At 36.7% G+C, this 16458-nt stretch carries 21 protein-coding genes; 7 read left to right on the top strand and 14 right to left on the bottom strand.

Annotated elements, in window-relative coordinates:
• Positions 1-14: 14 nt before the first annotated feature.
• Entirely contained in the window at positions 15-575 is a 561-nt protein-coding gene (locus NYQ66_RS18280) for an AAA family ATPase (protein ID WP_259871572.1), read from the bottom strand.
• A gap of 351 nt (positions 576-926) precedes the next feature.
• Here NYQ66_RS18280 and NYQ66_RS18285 point away from each other — a divergent pair, with 351 nt between their 5' ends.
• A complete protein-coding gene (locus NYQ66_RS18285; protein WP_259871573.1) occupies positions 927-1604 on the top strand; it encodes an NAD(P)H-dependent oxidoreductase in 678 nt (225 codons plus the stop codon).
• 37 nt (positions 1605-1641) lie between these two features.
• Here NYQ66_RS18285 and NYQ66_RS18290 read toward each other — a convergent pair whose 3' ends face one another.
• Both NYQ66_RS18290 and NYQ66_RS18295 read right to left on the bottom strand, forming a co-directional pair.
• Entirely contained in the window at positions 1642-2142 is a 501-nt protein-coding gene (locus tag NYQ66_RS18290; protein WP_259871574.1) for a GNAT family N-acetyltransferase, read from the bottom strand.
• 18 nt (positions 2143-2160) lie between these two features.
• Positions 2161-3201, bottom strand: coding sequence for a glutathione S-transferase family protein (locus NYQ66_RS18295; RefSeq protein ID WP_259871575.1), 1041 nt, complete (start codon positions 3199-3201; stop codon positions 2161-2163).
• A 239-nt stretch (positions 3202-3440) separates the two neighbouring features.
• Between NYQ66_RS18295 and NYQ66_RS18300 the strand changes: the two genes are divergently transcribed.
• From NYQ66_RS18300 to NYQ66_RS18315, 4 genes are all read left to right on the top strand, one after another.
• The gene (locus NYQ66_RS18300) at positions 3441-3860 is read left to right on the top strand and encodes a DUF1801 domain-containing protein (protein WP_259871577.1); all 420 of its coding nucleotides are present in this window, start codon (positions 3441-3443) and stop codon (positions 3858-3860) included.
• A gap of 30 nt (positions 3861-3890) precedes the next feature.
• Entirely contained in the window at positions 3891-4445 is a 555-nt protein-coding gene (locus tag NYQ66_RS18305; protein ID WP_259871578.1) for a histidine phosphatase family protein, read from the top strand.
• A 23-nt stretch (positions 4446-4468) separates the two neighbouring features.
• Positions 4469-5308, top strand: a complete 840-nt coding sequence (locus tag NYQ66_RS18310) for a VanW family protein (protein WP_259871579.1) — start codon at positions 4469-4471, stop codon at positions 5306-5308.
• A 217-nt stretch (positions 5309-5525) separates the two neighbouring features.
• Positions 5526-6515 (top strand): hypothetical protein, encoded by a 990-nt coding sequence (locus tag NYQ66_RS18315; RefSeq protein WP_259871582.1) that lies wholly within the window; start codon positions 5526-5528, stop codon positions 6513-6515.
• A gap of 602 nt (positions 6516-7117) precedes the next feature.
• Here the strand turns inward: NYQ66_RS18315 and NYQ66_RS18320 are convergent.
• The 3 genes from NYQ66_RS18320 to NYQ66_RS18330 form a co-directional block, all read right to left on the bottom strand.
• The gene (locus tag NYQ66_RS18320; protein WP_259871584.1) at positions 7118-8374 is read right to left on the bottom strand and encodes an MDR family MFS transporter; all 1257 of its coding nucleotides are present in this window, start codon (positions 8372-8374) and stop codon (positions 7118-7120) included.
• Positions 8375-8482: 108 nt separating this feature from the next.
• Entirely contained in the window at positions 8483-9595 is a 1113-nt protein-coding gene (locus NYQ66_RS18325; protein ID WP_259871585.1) for a DUF1835 domain-containing protein, read from the bottom strand.
• 5 nt (positions 9596-9600) lie between these two features.
• Positions 9601-10440 carry a hypothetical protein gene (locus tag NYQ66_RS18330; protein WP_259871586.1) on the bottom strand — a complete coding sequence of 280 codons (840 nt, stop codon included), beginning with the start codon at positions 10438-10440 and terminating at the stop codon, positions 9601-9603.
• Positions 10441-10636: 196 nt separating this feature from the next.
• Between NYQ66_RS18330 and NYQ66_RS18335 the strand changes: the two genes are divergently transcribed.
• Positions 10637-11641: a DUF3231 family protein gene (locus NYQ66_RS18335; RefSeq protein WP_259871589.1), complete on the top strand. Its 1005-nt coding sequence runs from the start codon at positions 10637-10639 to the stop codon at positions 11639-11641.
• Between the two features lie 7 nt (positions 11642-11648).
• Here the strand turns inward: NYQ66_RS18335 and NYQ66_RS18340 are convergent, their stop codons facing one another.
• The 4 genes from NYQ66_RS18340 to NYQ66_RS18355 all read right to left on the bottom strand — a co-directional run bounded on the left by NYQ66_RS18340 (position 11649) and on the right by NYQ66_RS18355 (position 14092).
• On the bottom strand, positions 11649-11807 hold the full coding sequence (locus NYQ66_RS18340) for a hypothetical protein (RefSeq protein WP_259871591.1): 159 nt from the start codon (positions 11805-11807) through the stop codon (positions 11649-11651).
• Positions 11808-11948: 141 nt separating this feature from the next.
• Positions 11949-13064 carry an NAD(P)/FAD-dependent oxidoreductase gene (locus tag NYQ66_RS18345; protein ID WP_259871592.1) on the bottom strand — a complete coding sequence of 372 codons (1116 nt, stop codon included), beginning with the start codon at positions 13062-13064 and terminating at the stop codon, positions 11949-11951.
• A 113-nt stretch (positions 13065-13177) separates the two neighbouring features.
• On the bottom strand, positions 13178-13315 hold the full coding sequence (locus NYQ66_RS18350) for a hypothetical protein (protein ID WP_259871594.1): 138 nt from the start codon (positions 13313-13315) through the stop codon (positions 13178-13180).
• 165 nt (positions 13316-13480) lie between these two features.
• Positions 13481-14092 (bottom strand): peptidylprolyl isomerase, encoded by a 612-nt coding sequence (locus NYQ66_RS18355; protein WP_259871595.1) that lies wholly within the window; start codon positions 14090-14092, stop codon positions 13481-13483.
• A 135-nt stretch (positions 14093-14227) separates the two neighbouring features.
• Between NYQ66_RS18355 and NYQ66_RS18360 the strand changes: the two genes are divergently transcribed.
• A complete protein-coding gene (locus NYQ66_RS18360; RefSeq protein ID WP_259871596.1) occupies positions 14228-14725 on the top strand; it encodes a metallophosphoesterase family protein in 498 nt (165 codons plus the stop codon).
• Here NYQ66_RS18360 and NYQ66_RS18365 read toward each other — a convergent pair whose 3' ends face one another.
• From NYQ66_RS18365 to NYQ66_RS18380, 4 genes are read right to left on the bottom strand one after another with little or no spacing between them, the layout of a single operon-like run.
• The gene (locus tag NYQ66_RS18365) at positions 14726-15127 is read right to left on the bottom strand and encodes a GNAT family N-acetyltransferase (RefSeq protein ID WP_259871598.1); all 402 of its coding nucleotides are present in this window, start codon (positions 15125-15127) and stop codon (positions 14726-14728) included.
• 15 nt (positions 15128-15142) lie between these two features.
• The gene (gene fosM / locus NYQ66_RS18370) at positions 15143-15562 is read right to left on the bottom strand and encodes a FosM family fosfomycin resistance protein (protein ID WP_259871600.1); all 420 of its coding nucleotides are present in this window, start codon (positions 15560-15562) and stop codon (positions 15143-15145) included.
• A gap of 20 nt (positions 15563-15582) precedes the next feature.
• Entirely contained in the window at positions 15583-16170 is a 588-nt protein-coding gene (locus NYQ66_RS18375) for a YdcF family protein (RefSeq protein WP_259871602.1), read from the bottom strand.
• A gap of 18 nt (positions 16171-16188) precedes the next feature.
• Positions 16189-16455 (bottom strand): DUF3006 domain-containing protein, encoded by a 267-nt coding sequence (locus tag NYQ66_RS18380; RefSeq protein WP_259871603.1) that lies wholly within the window; start codon positions 16453-16455, stop codon positions 16189-16191.
• Positions 16456-16458: the final 3 nt, after the last annotated feature.

Raw genomic sequence — 16458 nt, forward strand, 5'->3', positions numbered from 1 at the left:
ACACCTCCCCATATCTACTCTAAATGAAAGCATTTCTTTATTTGGGACGCTACTTCATAAGCACTTAGATTTGTATTATTTATACGTAAATATTGATCCTTAACGATCTCACCCTCAATGGAATTTAATCGGTGCTTCTTCATCGTGTCTACCAAATTTCGCTCTGATACCTCTACGTTTCTTTTGGTTGGTTTTTGGTCTAACCTGTTTGGCGTTTTGTTTCGCCATAACCTTTCGTCTATATCCGCCTCCAATTCAACCAATATAACTTCTGCACCGTTAGCTTCAAATATGTTGCAGACATTTTCAACAAAATCCCAATCTGCTTGTTGATCAAATGCCCAAACATAAGTAAAGATCAAGCCATACTGGTCACTCTTAGCAACCGTTTTAAATATCTCTTCCCTAAACATATCAGATAACCGCCAAAGATCTGGACCAAATCCGAAGATAGGTTCAAGCATCTCAATTGTCATATGATTATGAAAAAGCTTTAGGTCTGTTATTTTTTCTAATTCACGTCCTACAGTCATTTTCCCGACAGCTTGCGGACCAAATAATAAAATGAATTTCATAGCAATACCTCATCATTACATAATATTTCTATATTTTAACACAAAAGTTATTTGTATAATTCGTGAATAGATTTGTAACCTCCATGGCAAAAGGGAAATAATAATTTTTCCAGGAAAAAGCAAGTTCTTTTGATTACACCGACGAGCTTCTTGAACATGTACACACCAATTTATCAAGTGAAATCTATTTTTCCAAACTGGAAAAGTAGCTTTTTTACGACTACTTTATGAACATTATTTAACTATAGCAATGGATATTCTGCTCAACTCATACTAATTACATGAAAACCTCTCACACTGTATGGTATTTTATACAAGAACAAGAACAACTATATTATTGGAGTGAATTTAATGAGAAATACAGAAGAAATAAAAAAAGAAATAATTGAAGCGTTTTATTACAGACATTCTACCAAGGAATTCGATCCTGATAAAAAAATAGCAGATGACGATTTCCGTTTTATCTTGGAAACTGCGCGTTTATCACCTAGTTCGTTTGGGTTTGAACCGTGGCGTTTTGTTGTTGTTCAAAACAGTGACCTACGAAACAAGATAAAAAATTCATCTTGGGGTGCATATGGTAAATTACCGGATGCTAGTCATTTCGTTATCATCTTAGCACGAACAAAGATGGACACGAAATATGATTCAACGTACTTAGACGAACACATTACTAATGTATCTCAGATTCCAGAAGAGTTTAAATCAAAATTTTTACAAAGAGTCGAAGAATTCCAACGGACTGACTTTACTTTACTTGAAGGCGACCGTCCTCTATTCGATTGGGCATCTAAGCAAACGTATATCCCTTTAGCGAACATGATGACTGCAGCTGCACAAATCGGCATAGATTCATGTCCTATTGAAGGATTTAATTTGGAAGAAATGAACAAGCTTCTAGATGAAGAGGGATTATTAGAAGATGGACATTTTGGTATTTCTGTCATGTGTGCTTTTGGATATCGGATAAAAGAACCTTTTCCAAAAACGAGAAGAGCATTTGAAGATGTCGTGAAATGGGTAGAATAAAAAGACTTGAGAGGGCCATGTTCCCTCTCAAGTCTTTTTACAAAGCAAGTCGAAATGCTTTTACTACGATCCCATCATTTGCTGGTTCAAAATCATATTTGGGCAATCGTTCAAAGCCAAATCGTTCATATAATGCCATAGCGTTTTTCATGAATTCACCAGTATGTAAACCAATGAATAAGTAGCCTTGTTCTTTTGCACGACGTATGCATTCCTCAATCAAAGCAGATGCTACACCTTTCCCTCTAGCTTCTGGCGCAACAGCTAATACACGAATTTCAGGATAGTCTAGTTCTTCTACAAAGCCCTCGTAAGCGTCTGTTTTTGCAGGAAATAAGGCAACACTGCCAGCAATTTCTCCATTAATTTCCGCTACAATAAGCTCAACACCTGGAGTCTGATCTGCATCTGACGCTATTGCCTTCTTTAATTCTATCCAATGTTCATTCGGAATTGATGATGCATGTTCGGCATAAGCTTCTACGCGTTGTTCACGAACAAATGGTATTTCATCTAATGTTGCATTCCGTATAATCACTTTCCCACCCCTAAAAGCTTATTCTGCACGCAAAAGATATTTTTCATTTGTCTTACTCAAACGTTCTCTATCATGCGACGATTCCCAAACAGAGAGTTCCGGTCCTTTTGGCAAGATAGGCGTGTCACTTTTATCTGGATTAATCGTAATCGATAAGTGATAGTGCCGTTTAATTGCATCAAAATCAGTCGTCTCACCAAAACCAGGCGTTTGATACAGATCCCTTGCATAGCCCCAAAGATTTGGATACTCTCGAATTAACTTTTTATTTGTGTTAAATGCATTGTAGTAAGCAATATCAAAACGAACTAATGTGGTATAAAAACGAACATCCGTATCCGTAATGTAATCACCAAATAAAAATCGTTTCGTAGAAAGACGCTCTTCTAACTCATCTAATCTGGCAAATAACTGATCATACGCCTCTTCATATGCTTCTTGAGATGCCGCAAAACCACACTTATACACTCCGTTGTTTACATCATGAAATATTGTTTCACTTAATGCATCAATCTCTTTTCGTAAATGTTCTGGGTATAAATCTGGTGCATTTTTTTTATGAAACGGTGCCCAGACAGTTTCAAATGAGTTTGTTAATGTAAAGTAGTCATTATTCACTGCTTGTTGTTTTTCTACATCGACCATGACTGGTACTGTCGGCCGACCATCATAGTTCGGATCAGTCTTTTTGTATATGTCGCTTACGTATTGGATTCCTAATACGGGGTCTTTTTCTTCTGCATCTAACGAAAATGCCCAATCCACACGTCCAATTTGCGGGCGCATTGGGCTAACTGCACCTAAACTTATGACTTGATCTAACCCTAGCACTTTGCGCACAATCACAGAACGATGAGCCCAAGGGCAAGCTGCTGACCAGATTAGGCGATAACGATTCGCTTCCACCGGCCATTCATCGGCTTTTTCTCCAAAGGGAGTTGTAAATCGATTAACTTGACGTTTAAAGGAACCATCCTTCGATATTTCAGCTGGCTTCTTGGCACTTTCGTTCGGTTGGATATTTATTTGACAACTCACTTGTTGATCTTTGTCTGACATAACTATACCTCACTTCCCAACACATTTTTAAACGTATAAAACCAATTACACTTGTCGGTTTTAGTGCATTCTATTATTGCTTTGTTAGGAAGTCAAGGAAAATACACTTTCCTGTTTACTATATTAATCTACCACCTATTAAAAGAAGGATTTCACGCAAGTGTGTAGTAGTCTTATATAATAAGAAATGGAAACAAGAGAACCGTCCCCATGTTTCCATATAAAAGGAGTGTGTCTGCATGTATGAATTAAAGACGAAAGAAAATGATCGTAGTGTTATCGAGTTTATTGAAGCTGTTGATAGCCCTAGAAAAAGAGAAAGTGCATACCAATTACTCGATATTTTTACAGAGACTACGGCTTACCCGGCTAAAATGTGGGGATCTAGCATTATCGGATTTGGAAGATATCATTATAAGTATGATTCCGGGCACGAAGGTGATGCACCACTAGTTGGATTTTCTCCGAGGAAAGCAAAGATTAGCCTCTATTTTGCAACTGGAGATAAAAGACGTGATGAACTGTTGAAGGATTTTGGCAAGCATACCTCCGGCAAAGCTTGCGTGTATATAAACAAAGTAGAGGATATAAATATAAATATCTTAAAAAGGCTAATTCACCAATCTATTCAGTTTTTGAGAGAAACCTATCCTGAATGATAAATTGATATTTACAATTGGAGGACAACAATGATTACAAACCTATATCTAGTTCGTCATGCACATTCTACTTATACACCTGAAGAATTAACGAGACCTTTGTCTGATCAAGGTTTTCGTGATGTAGATAAAGTAACCGCTCTGTTGGAAGACAAGTCGATTGAACATGTGTTATCAAGCCCATATCTAAGAGCATTCCAGACTGTAGAGGGCATCGCTACACTTCTCGATACGGAAATTAAACTGGTGGAAGACTTAAAAGAAAGAACATTATCTAGAACAGCTGTTGATGATTTTCCATATGCCATTGAAAAAGTATGGACAAATCCCAACTTCTCATGGGAAGGCGGAGAGTCAAATCTATCCGCACAGCAAAGAGGCATAAAAGCAATTCAAAAGATTATAAAAGACTATCACGGTAAAAACGTAGCAATTGGAACGCATGGAAATATCATGGTACTAATCATGAATTACTTTGATAAACAGTATGGTTTTGCATTTTGGAAGCAGCTAGAAATGCCTGCCATCTATCAACTCTCATTCGATGGTGAACACTATATGCATACTACCCGGATACTCGATTAAACGATTAAACAGGAGGTGTGTTTGTGGACTGGAACTGGAAAATATCACAATCATATAAACCCATAGATCGAAGTACTTTTAGAATATACCTTGGCACTAAGTATTACCGGACAAAAAGAACCCTAGAATGGTACACGGATCACAAACGTTATGCGAAAGAGAAACGTGAAAAACCTCTACCCTACCCGATTAAGCAACACCAAACGATCTTACGTAGACAACTAAAAGATGTAGATATGTGGTATCAAGAAAATAAGATTAAAAATCTATCTATTGCAATTAAACAATTACATGGGATCGCAATAAAACCAGAAGAAACCTTCTCCTATTGGAAACTAATTGGGCACCCTACCAAACGTAAAGGGTACAGGGAAGGAATGGTCCTTCACTACGGAAGCTTTAAAGCAGGTGTAGGTGGCGGACTATGCCAGCTCTCAAATCTAATCTACTGGATCACATTACATACATCTTTAACGATCACGGAACGTCATCGGCACAGTTTTGATGTTTTTCCTGATTCCAAACGTACACAACCATTTGGTAGTGGCGCAACATGCAGTTATAATTACTTAGATTTACAAATACGAAATACTACATCTAATACTTATCAACTTTGCCTTCATTTGACGGAGGATTATCTAATCGGAGAGTGGCGTTCGAATACACCTGAAGTTATGACATACCAAATATATGAAAAGGAACACCGTATTACCTATGAAGATTGGGGGCGTTATGTTCGACATAATACGATCTATCGCAAAGTATTTAATGGTCAAAAGGAATGCATTGATGACCAGTATATTACGGAGAATCACGCACTAATGATGTATGACCCTTTATTAGAATACAAAGAGAAGTCATGAGCACTTAAACTTCCTCTACCCCCTTTATCCTTTTAAGCAAACCAATCGGTTTGCTTTTTTATTTATAACTCTTCCTTGACTTGTTACCGTTAACACTTGATCATCATTTCACAAAATATACACACTTTGTATCTTTATAAGTATAATTTTTATGTTAATATTTAATTGTGAAACAAATCACAAAAAGTAGTATAACATCACTTTAGGGGGAAACAAAATGAAATTCAAATTGTTTTTAATGTCAATTTTAGTAGTAGGGTTGTTGGCAGCATGTGGTTCCGATGATACAACATCAAGTGAAGAAAACAATGATGAGGCAAAAACAGAAGAAACAGATGCAGTAACAGCAGCATCACATGCACAAGATTCTGCAGGATTTGTTAGTGCTGTTGGTGAAAATGGTACTTGGATCATCTATACAACTGAAGATTTAACTGTCGATGAAGACGTGGTTGTTGCTGGTACATTCCATGATAAAGGTGATGAAGCAAACGATGTGTATCGTAAAATTGCTCCATACGCACAAGACGCAGATCACAACATCACAGATTCTTTCACAATCACAGTTCCTAAATTAACAGTGCAAAGTGAAAACCTTAAAATTCAAGGTGGTATTATCGCTGGGGACGTTATTGTAGAAGCAAACGGATTTAGCTTAGATGCGTCTGCAACAATCGAAGGTAACCTTTACTTCGCTAGTGAAGATGTTCAAGCAACTGCAGCTATAGACGGTAAAGTGACTGGCAACACGGAAGTTGCTAGTGCTGAAGGTGAAGCTGATGCAGTAACAGCAGCTTCACATGCACAAGATTCTGCAGGATTTGTTAACGCTGTTGGTGAAAATGGTACTTGGATCATCTATACAACTGAAGATTTAACTGTCGATGAAGACGTGGTTGTTGCTGGTACATTCCATGATAAAGGTGACGAAGCAAACGATGTATATCGTAAAATTGCTCCATACGCACAAGACGCAGATCACAACATCACAGATTCTTTCACAATCACAGTTCCTAAACTAACTGTTCAAAGTGACAACCTTAAAATTCAAGGCGGTATTATCGCTGGGGACGTTATTGTAGAAGCAAACGGATTTAGCTTAGATGCATCTGCAACAATCGAAGGTAACCTTTACTTCGCAAATGAAGATGTAAAAGCCGCTGCAACTATCGACGGTGAAGTTACTGGGGCTACTGAAGTACAATAATAATAAAATACCCTTACTTAAAGCAGTTAGTCGATTCATTCGATTAACTGTTTTTTTGTTAGAATTATAGACCTAATGACATATGAACAGCACAAACTAAAAAACACTGCTCTCCCCATTCTAAGGTAAAAAGCAGTGTTAGTTCCTTTGGTTTATATTGTACATGTAAGTTCGCCCCATCTCTAGAATAATGCTTAGATTCATATTATATCTTGTATTATTACCTGGGGCGACGTTCTTGAGCTAACTTAGTTTCTGTGTATTCATTAAACATATAATCACCTCCTTTTATTGTCATTATTTTTGACGAATAGTTTGTTGTACTTCATATTCATTAAACATTCAAATCAACTCCTCTTCCCTTATATTTAAAACCACATTATTTTCTAGGAATGGTTTGCACTTCATATTCATTAAACATAATATTTTTCACCTCAGTTCCTGTTTGATTTGTTAACCTTAGTATAGTAGGAAATACCATTTTCCATAACGGCAATGCGATTGAACTTTGATCAGACTTCAGACTGAATTAATCCTAAGACCTGAAGGTTTATGAACGTATAAAAAAAGGGTGTAACCAACTAAAATGGCTACAACCCTCTTTAACTTACTTGTCTTAATTCTGTTTCTGCTTTCCGTTTGTCTAAGTCTGGCGTAATCACAAAATAAATCCAAGTACCAATTAATCCAATGCTTGTTATTATTATCGTCATCAGCAATGTTGATAAGTATGAACTCAATGTTACAGTGATAGATGCAATTAGCATCCCAAGGTTAAACTTCAAACCGTTAAACGCCATATAGGCACTCCTCGCATCATCAGGAGGAATAGCTGCCATATAAGCTTGCTCCACTGGCACCCTAAATACTTCTCCAATGGTTAAAATAACCATCACTAATAACAATAGCCAAATATTGTTCGAGTAGGAAATAATGGCATAACCCATGGTGAACAAAAAACAACTTGTAACTAACATCGAACGATCTTTAAATCTTCCTGATACTTTCGTAACGAATAAAGCAATTAGTGCAACAAGAATGGTATTTTCACTTCGCAGTATTCCCATCATTTTTACACCATCGATTTCCCAAGCCAAAAAGGTTTGCATTGGCATTTCGTCACTTAGTCTTATTCCGATGTAATTCGTTAGTTGAAACTCCATCGACATGACAAATACTCCTGCAATCACAAATAGGACAAATAACCGGTCTTGTAATACCTTTTGATAGCTCGTAAAGATCCGGACCACATGCTGGGATGCTTTATATTTTTCGTTTTTCTCCAGCACATAGCTTTCCTGGATGAAAAATGCTACAAGAAATACAATAACTCCAGCTACCAAACTAAGTACAATGAACAACTCGAATAGATAGTCTTGATACAAAAATGCCCCAATAATCCCACCAATGGCGATAGACAAATTATTCGCCCAATACATGATCGAATACATTAACTTCCTTTGGTCTGGTGTACTCACATCGATTAACATTGCTTGGTTAGCAGGGCCAGCCAACGCCCAACAGATGCTATTAACTGTCATCATCAAAAAAGTAACGGTCGGTGATAGAAACCAAGGAGAATTACAAATCATCATCGTAACAAACGCTAACAACCGCAGGATTTCCGCAAAAAGCATTACTTTTCTTCGGCCAAATTGATCAGCAAAATATCCACCAATGAAATTAACACCGATGCCTACCAAAACGTTAAACATCAGTAATAGTCCTGCAACCTTTGCACCAAAGTGATAAGCTAAATAAATGGCCATAAACGGGAAAATCATACTGCCGACAAAACGACTAATAAACGACTCAATAATTCTTATTTTAATATTCTTATGAAAGTCTCGAAATCTCAAATGTCTTCCTTCTTTCTAATTAATCCACACTAAGAAAATATTATATATGGATATTTAGAAGAAGGAAAGAAAAATAGGTCACGTTTTTCATAGCTTCCATAAAAGTAATCATTCTCTTATTTTAATACGATAGCGTCGCATCGACTTCGGAATTCCTTTCATTGCTAGTACTCCTTGATAGATTAACTCTCTTATTCGATATTCCAAATAAAACCCATCAATAGAAAAATTCTCACTTTCTAGCAATTGCCCTAGGACAACACCCGCTCTTATATATTCATCTCTATTACTTTGTAGACTTTCTAAAGTATGTATGATTTTCTTATCATAAAAGTCTACTGGTAAATCAACTATCTTATGGTCTTTCCACGTTCGAAGCACACTTCTTGACTTGGACAAGGTTAGCCATTCATTTTGCAACTGGTGATTCTCTTTTGTTGTTAAGGGTTGAACTGTATGGCATTTGTCAAAAATAATTTGAATTTGTTCATGTCGTAAATCGCCTGTACCAGTAATAACCTCTGCCCTACTTTTTTCACATAACTGATCATATAACGTAGGAGCATGCAAAAGAGTCACAACGTTTGTCCTACTCCGCAACAAATAGATTAAATATCGAGTAGCAACTTGTTCCTCCACATTATTTCCGGTCCATATATAGATGGGCGCTTGGTCTGGTATGTCCTCGATATCACGAAGAAAATTTTTAAACTTAGTTAAAGGCGGATCATCATCAAACTCATAATTTATGTGGTCATATATCCATTCGTTACGGTACATTTGCCCCTCTTTCTCGTGCAACCTCCAAATGGGACCGATTGCAAAAAAGGCTGGGATTCCAATTACAACCTTAGGGGACCTAAGGCCAACTCTTACAGTTCCTGCGATAAATTCTTGAGATACAATATGTACTGGTGTAGTAGAGAACTTGTTAGCTAATGATCTTTGCTTTTGGATAGATTCATTGATTGCTTCTGTTATAAACTTTAAATCATTATGGATATACCCTCGACCAATCAGTTGTTGCTCGTCCTCATGATTAAACGTTTCAAATTCACTCTCATCATCTATCTCATACGTCTCTACATCGAATCTATCTATAACCTCAAATTCTGTAACATATTGAAAGCTATCTATTTTGTACACAAAAACAACATTCGGTTCCATTAGAAAATAGATATATGGAAACTTGTCTCTAAATTTGATACATACCACCTCCATAATCATTATTCTCTTGCCATCATCCTCGAAGCTTCCTCTTTGAGACCAATAGATTGTAGTACATCAACAAGTAAATCCAAAATTAATTCATCATAACCAGGTGCTACTACATAACGCATATTAGCATCCCGAATAAAGGCTAGTTTTTCTTCTTTGGTGGCCTGTTCAAGGAATTCGTGCATCTTTGGTAACTCTTCCTCAACCTTTGATGTACGATCAAAGTCAAACTTAAACCTCAGATAACTGTCTGATTTCGCACCGGTGACTCCTAACGTGTCAAAGGTAGGTATAGCAATTTCTGTTTCCCTTTCCCTTATTATTGCACTTAAATAAGCATGAACCTCTATTTGTTTTGTATTAAATGTCTCTTTGAAACGCTGAAGTACTTTTTCTCTTCCTTTTGCCCAGTGAAATGGTGAATCTTTCATAAATAAATCACACTCATGTTGAATTTGCTCTTCACTAGTACAGGCCCAACAAGGTTCTAGTAATTCAACATAAGGCACCGAGGAAGCAAGGTTGAAAAACTCCTTTATATTTCGCGCCATTAACCTAATGGGAGGATCATTTGTTGGGGTAACACATACGATAGGGGCATGTCTAAGATCCTTCACCTGTCCAAAATCTGTTAAGAAACTAAAGTGGATACCATCTCCACCAGTTTCAGCAAAAGGAATTAAATCTGGTGGGGATATGGAATAAGGTGCAAAAGTCGCGCTTGGTTTAAACCCTATATTTGCTAGAGATAAACCCTCTTTTTGCAAGTCCGCATCTAATTGATGCAATTGTAGAATTTCATCTGGAATTTCATATGAACCATATGCCCTTTTTAGTCTTTCCTCCACTTTACTCACTCCTTAAATTATGATTTTTTGGTAAATAAGTAAGGTTATTTATAATTAAAATTATATCATGTTGCAAACTATAATTTATTGAAAATTGTTACAATTCAACATTACTTTCACTAAAAAATCCTCACTCGTATATCAACCATATTTTTGAACATATTAATGTTTATATACGATCAAGAAGGGGATTAAAATGAACAATAAAAATCAACGATTAACGGCATCTGAAATCTCTGTGATTTGGAGTAGTTACATAAATAATACTTTTTCCACTTGCATCTTAAAATATTTCCTTAGAAATGTTGAAGATACTAAAATAAAACACGTTCTTCAGTTAGCATTTAAAATATCTGAAAACAATGTGAAGAAATGTAAAGAAATACTAGAATTAGATGATCAATCCATTCCAGTAGGTTTTACAGATCACGATGTAAGTCCATCTGCTCCACGATTATACTCAGATGCCTTTTATTTGTATTATCTTAAAAACATGTCTAAAGTAGGTTTATCTGTTTATGGTGTTGCGCTTTGTACATCTGCAAATAAGGATGTCAGGGACTTACTTAGCAAAGCGATCCAAGAATCAACAGATCTGTATAATAAAACTGCTGAAGTACTTTTATCAGAAGGAATATACATACGTCCACCTTATGTAACCACTTCTAATCAAAAAAGTTTCATTAATAGTAAAGGTTATTTAAGTGGGTTAATGCACACACATCATCGCCCTATTAATGTTTTAGAAATAACACACATAGAAGCTAATATCGAAGCGAATTCAGTTGGAAGAGCCTTATTAGCTGGATTTTCTCAAGTTGCAAAGTCTAAAAAAGTAAGGGATTACTGTACAAGAGGGAAAGAGATATCAAAAAAACATATCAAAGTTTTTGCAGGCATGCTAACCGAAGATGACCTTCCTGCACCTATGCCATGGGATGTGGAAGTAACTGATTCGACAATTGCTCCTTTTTCCGATAAATTAATTATGTTTCATATATCGCTACTCATTGCATCAAGTATATCTAATTATGCTACTGCCGCAGCAGCAAGTTTAAGAACGGACATTTCAGCAGACTACATTCGTTTGTCAGGAGAGAACGCTAAATACGCAAAAGACGGTTTAGATATTATGATTAAAAATAACTGGCTAGAAGAACCACCACAAATTCCTGATCATGAAGGGCTAGCAAAGGATTAATATTCTATTAATCCTTCTTTTGATTTAATTGTTCTAACAAGGCCTTTACAGCTTTCTGTTGTTCAAGTTGTTGAGCAAATTTATCGTCGAATTTTCTCACCTTAAAGAAAAGATAAAACAATATGCCAAATTGAATGACCGTTAACAAAATGGTTAAAAATGCCACTTTACACTCTCCTCTTTTTATAATCTTCCTCTCCCCTTTCTACACAAATCAAAAAATACCTGCTAAATATTGAAGGAACTAGATTAAAGTATTAGAAAAGCCATAGGCAGATTCCTACAGCTTCATGAGACTAATCAATTTTTATGGAGCTAAAGCGTTGGCAACATTATAATCATCTAAATTAAGTTCCGTCTCTTTCCCAAGTACTATTTTAGCTAATTCTCCCCCTAAGTAAGGACCACTTGTTAATCCCGATGCACCAAGACCATTTGCTACAAATAATCCATCAACCCCAGGCACTTTTCCTATAACTGGTAGATGATTGGGTGTAAATGGTCGAAAGCCTACTTTTGTTTCTATATAAACGGAAGATGCTAACCCCGGGGCCACACGAAGAGCCTTATCCATAATGCTATGTACCGCCCCTACCTTTACTTCATGATCTGAAAAATCATCTTCATGCGTGGTACCGATCACTACTTTACCATGATTAAATGCCAACATATATTGGTTATAAGGAGGTAAAAGAACTGGCCAATGGCTTGTATCTACATTTGGCATTTCCAAGTGAACAATTTGAGCTTTTTGTGCACGGACTAAAAAGGAAATTCCTAATGGCTCAAATAAATCCTTTGCCCATGCTCCACTGGTGACGATGACTTGATCCGCATGTATATCATTCCCTCCTATCGTAATACCGGTAACTTTTTCACCGGAATAAAGAAGGGAAGCATCACCACTTACGACCTTTGCTCCATTCTTCCATGCGGCCCTCATTAATGCGTCACGAAGCTCTGCCCCATTGACACGCGAAGCACCACTTATATGTATTGCACCGTATTCATCTGATAAAACGGGAAATAACTTTCTTGTTTCGGATGAAGATAATTTCGTCAATTGCCCCATCTCTGGACTTTCTTTTTTTCGTTCTTGTGCAAATGCCATTTTACGATCTAACTTTTCTTCTGTATCAAAAATATTAATCGCGCCAACATTTTGGTAGCCGGTTTGCGTTTCGCCATCGCGATTTAATGCTTTTATTAGAGTTGGATAGTATTTAGCACCAGCTTTCACCAAGCGATACCACGCCTTATTACGACGGTTGGTAAGCCATGGACAAATAATTCCTGCAGCTGCATTAGTCGCTTGTCCTGGGTCATTCCGATCTACTATTGTAACAGCTACGCCTTTTTTTGCTAGATGATATGCGGTAGAGGCACCTAATATTCCAGCTCCAACAATTATGTACTTTTGCATGCATTACTCCTTTTTATAGCTTAAGACTTGATGTCATTCTACTAGATGCTTGCTTATCACTCAATTTTAAAAGTACTAAAAAAGCTCAACCTTCGTTCGTTGAGCTTTGACACTTAGAAAAATGTTTTCACTACCTCTTCTTCTTGATTACATCTTGTACAGTGATACGTAATTTCCATTGCATCTTCACTAACAAACTGTGTTGTTTCCTGATCGCAATTCTCACAATATCGTGTTTCCTTTATTTCCATTCGATCACCACATTTTCATTTATATTTCTTCTTACGTTTGTTTTATCCATTTAAAGAAAAAATTAAACAATATGGTTGTAATTTAGAATAACAAAACCACGAGGACCGTAACAATACGTCCACGTGGTTACACCTGTACACCTCATCATGGTGTCATCTATATGCTTATTCTACCTTTTCCGGTTCCGGATAATCATAGCCTTTCGTATCTACAACCACGGTTTTCATTCTTTGATCTTCTATAGGCTTATCAAGAGGATTTCTCTCCACTGATACAATCTCATCAACGACTTCTATTCCCTCAATTACTTCTCCAAATGAAGCATATTGTCCATCAAGGCTTGGCACGTCTGCAGCCATTATAAAGAATTGTGACCCAGCAGAGTCTAAAGCTTGCGAGCGAGCCATGGAGATAACACCTCGTGTGTGCTTAAGGTTATTTTCGAAGCCGTTATTCGAAAATTCACCTGCAATAGCATAATCGGGGCCTCCCCTACCATCTCCTTGTGGATCGCCACCTTGAATCATAAAACCAGGTATAACTCTGTGGAAGATTAAGCCGTCATAAAAGCCATCTTCAGCTAAAGAGATAAAGTTTGCAACCGTATTTGGTGCAACATCTGGGTACAGTTCTAATTTGATTTCTTTTTCATTTTCCATCGTGATTGTTACGATAGGGTTTTCTTCAGGTCCTTCTTCTGTTTCCTCTGTACTGCAACCAACTAATACCAAAATTGCAAAAAATGATATAAATAGATATACAAGATACTTTTTCATATTTTCCTCCTGTTGTTGTGTCAATTTTATTTATTTTTTCTAACATGTTTAAATATAGAGACAAACATTATTTTATCATATTGTTGGCAAATCACACATATACTTTTTGTTTACGGTTGGAAAAGGAGAGTCAAGATGAAGATTGTTGTAATTGCAGATACGCATATTCCAAAACGAGCAAAAAAACTCCCCAAAAGACTGTTAGAGGAGTTAAAAGATGCTGATCTAATTTTTCATGTGGGCGATTGGCAGACAACAACTGTCCTAGAAGAACTTAGTCAATATGCACCCGTAGAAGGTGTCGCTGGTAATGTAGATCCCGTGGAAATACACGAATTATTTGGCGAAAAGAAAGTTTTTGATTTTGAACATATATCCATTGGCCTGACCCATGGTGATGGAAAATCCAAAACAACCGAGAAAAGAGCCTTGGATCATTTTGCATTCGATGATGTTGATATCATTATATTTGGCCATTCTCACATACCTGTTTTAAAAGTAGACGAGGGAATCCTACTATTTAATCCTGGATCCCCTACTGATAAAAGAAGGCAAGCTATGTATTCCTTTGGTGTTATTGAAATAAGAGAAGTAGTTACACTAAAACATATTTTTTTCGAGGATAAAACCTAGTTATTGATCTGTTCGCATACATTCACTAATTTTGAAGCCAAAATCCTCATAGAAACGATGCGCATCTTTCGTAGCAAGCCCTATCCTAGTTTGTTTTATATCTGGATGCTCTAAGATACAAGTTATAAGCCACTTCCCAAGCCCTTTTCCACGATAACTTGTGTCGATTACTACGTCTAAAAGCCATGAAAATACAGTCTTGTCCGTAATTACTCTGGCAAAACCTATTTGTTTGGAATCCTCATATAGCCCAAACACAATCGAATGCTTCATACTTTTAGCAACATCTTCTTTTGACCGCTTCGATGCCCAATAAGTATTCGACAACAGTTGATGAACTGCATCTACATCTATTTTCATACGCTCATCACTGATAACAAATTCACCTTTTCCCCATTCCACAAATCTCACTCCTACTTAGAAAAATTCCATATGGGATTTTTCAGTTTTGTAGTAATCCAATCGATCTTGCAATGTACCTGTATGGAACTCAAACTTATGTCCATCTGGGTCCGAGAAATAAATCGATTTCTTATCTTTAACATCCCGTTCACGTCCAGGTAATATGTTCACCTGTAATGTGTTTAACTTCTGATATAGTTGGTCAAAATCACCTTCACTAATGGAAAATGCAATATGCGTATAGGATTGATGAATAGTAGTACGATCTATATCTTTTTCTACATTTAATGCAAGCCATAATCCATCTAGATCAAAGTAGGCCGTACTCCTACCCTTCACCAAAAGTTTTGCATCAAAGACATCTTGATAGAATTTTATCGAATGATCCAAGTCAGATACCGAAAACAATAGATGGTTTATTCCTTTTATGTTCACGATCTCAACCCGCCCTTCTCTTATTTCAACAGGTACTTATACACAGCAAAAAACTCTCTAAAGATAGAATAAAAGTCTCTTAACTCAAAAAAGTCGGCATGTGCACCATTGACCTGTTCAATCCCTTGTTTATCAAATGCTAGTTTTGATCTAGTTATATGGAAATATTGTGTGATTACGGTAGCTGAAGTCCATTGATTATCGTCCATTATTTTTCGGGCATTTTCTGCCGTCATGAATGTGTTGTAGCCTTCGCTATCTGTGATAACGTGCTCCTCTTCAACACCATTTTCTACTAGGAAATCTTTCATTACCTTTGCTTCATCAAAACCTTCGTCTCCAATTCCACCACTAGTGATTACATGGGAGATTCTATCATCTTCATACAGCTCTAATGCTTTATCTAACCTTGCCTTTAGTCGATCCGACGGGGAACCATCAAGATTCACTTTGTTACCTAACACTACACCAACATCTGTTTTACTTGTTTCATCATGTAAACCATCCACAACAATCACAACTGATTGGATAATGAAAAGTAGAGCACCGGCAAGAATAAAGCCCAATAATAATCTTTTTAATCTTTGAAAAGTCTTCCTACTCTCCATTTATATCAATCCATTCTATTATTTCTTTCGTTTAAACTTACTTCCTGTTTTCTTTCTTTGTACCCTTTGCCTTGTATTTTTGATTTGTGCCTCTTTTTCACGTGTTGTCAATTGATCGAACTGGATATCAATAATCTTATCTCCTTCTACCTGCAGATCAAACCAATCGGACACCTGGCTTTCATTTGGCAAGCGGTCTTTCAATATAACAAACTGCTTATTTACTTCTTCTGCAATAATAACGGCATACTTACCATCCTCGATCCGATCTAATACACCTTTCATTTT

It is taken from the genome of Aquibacillus koreensis (genome assembly GCF_025154055.1).
GTDB classification, from domain to species: domain Bacteria; phylum Bacillota; class Bacilli; order Bacillales; family Amphibacillaceae; genus Aquibacillus_C; species Aquibacillus_C koreensis.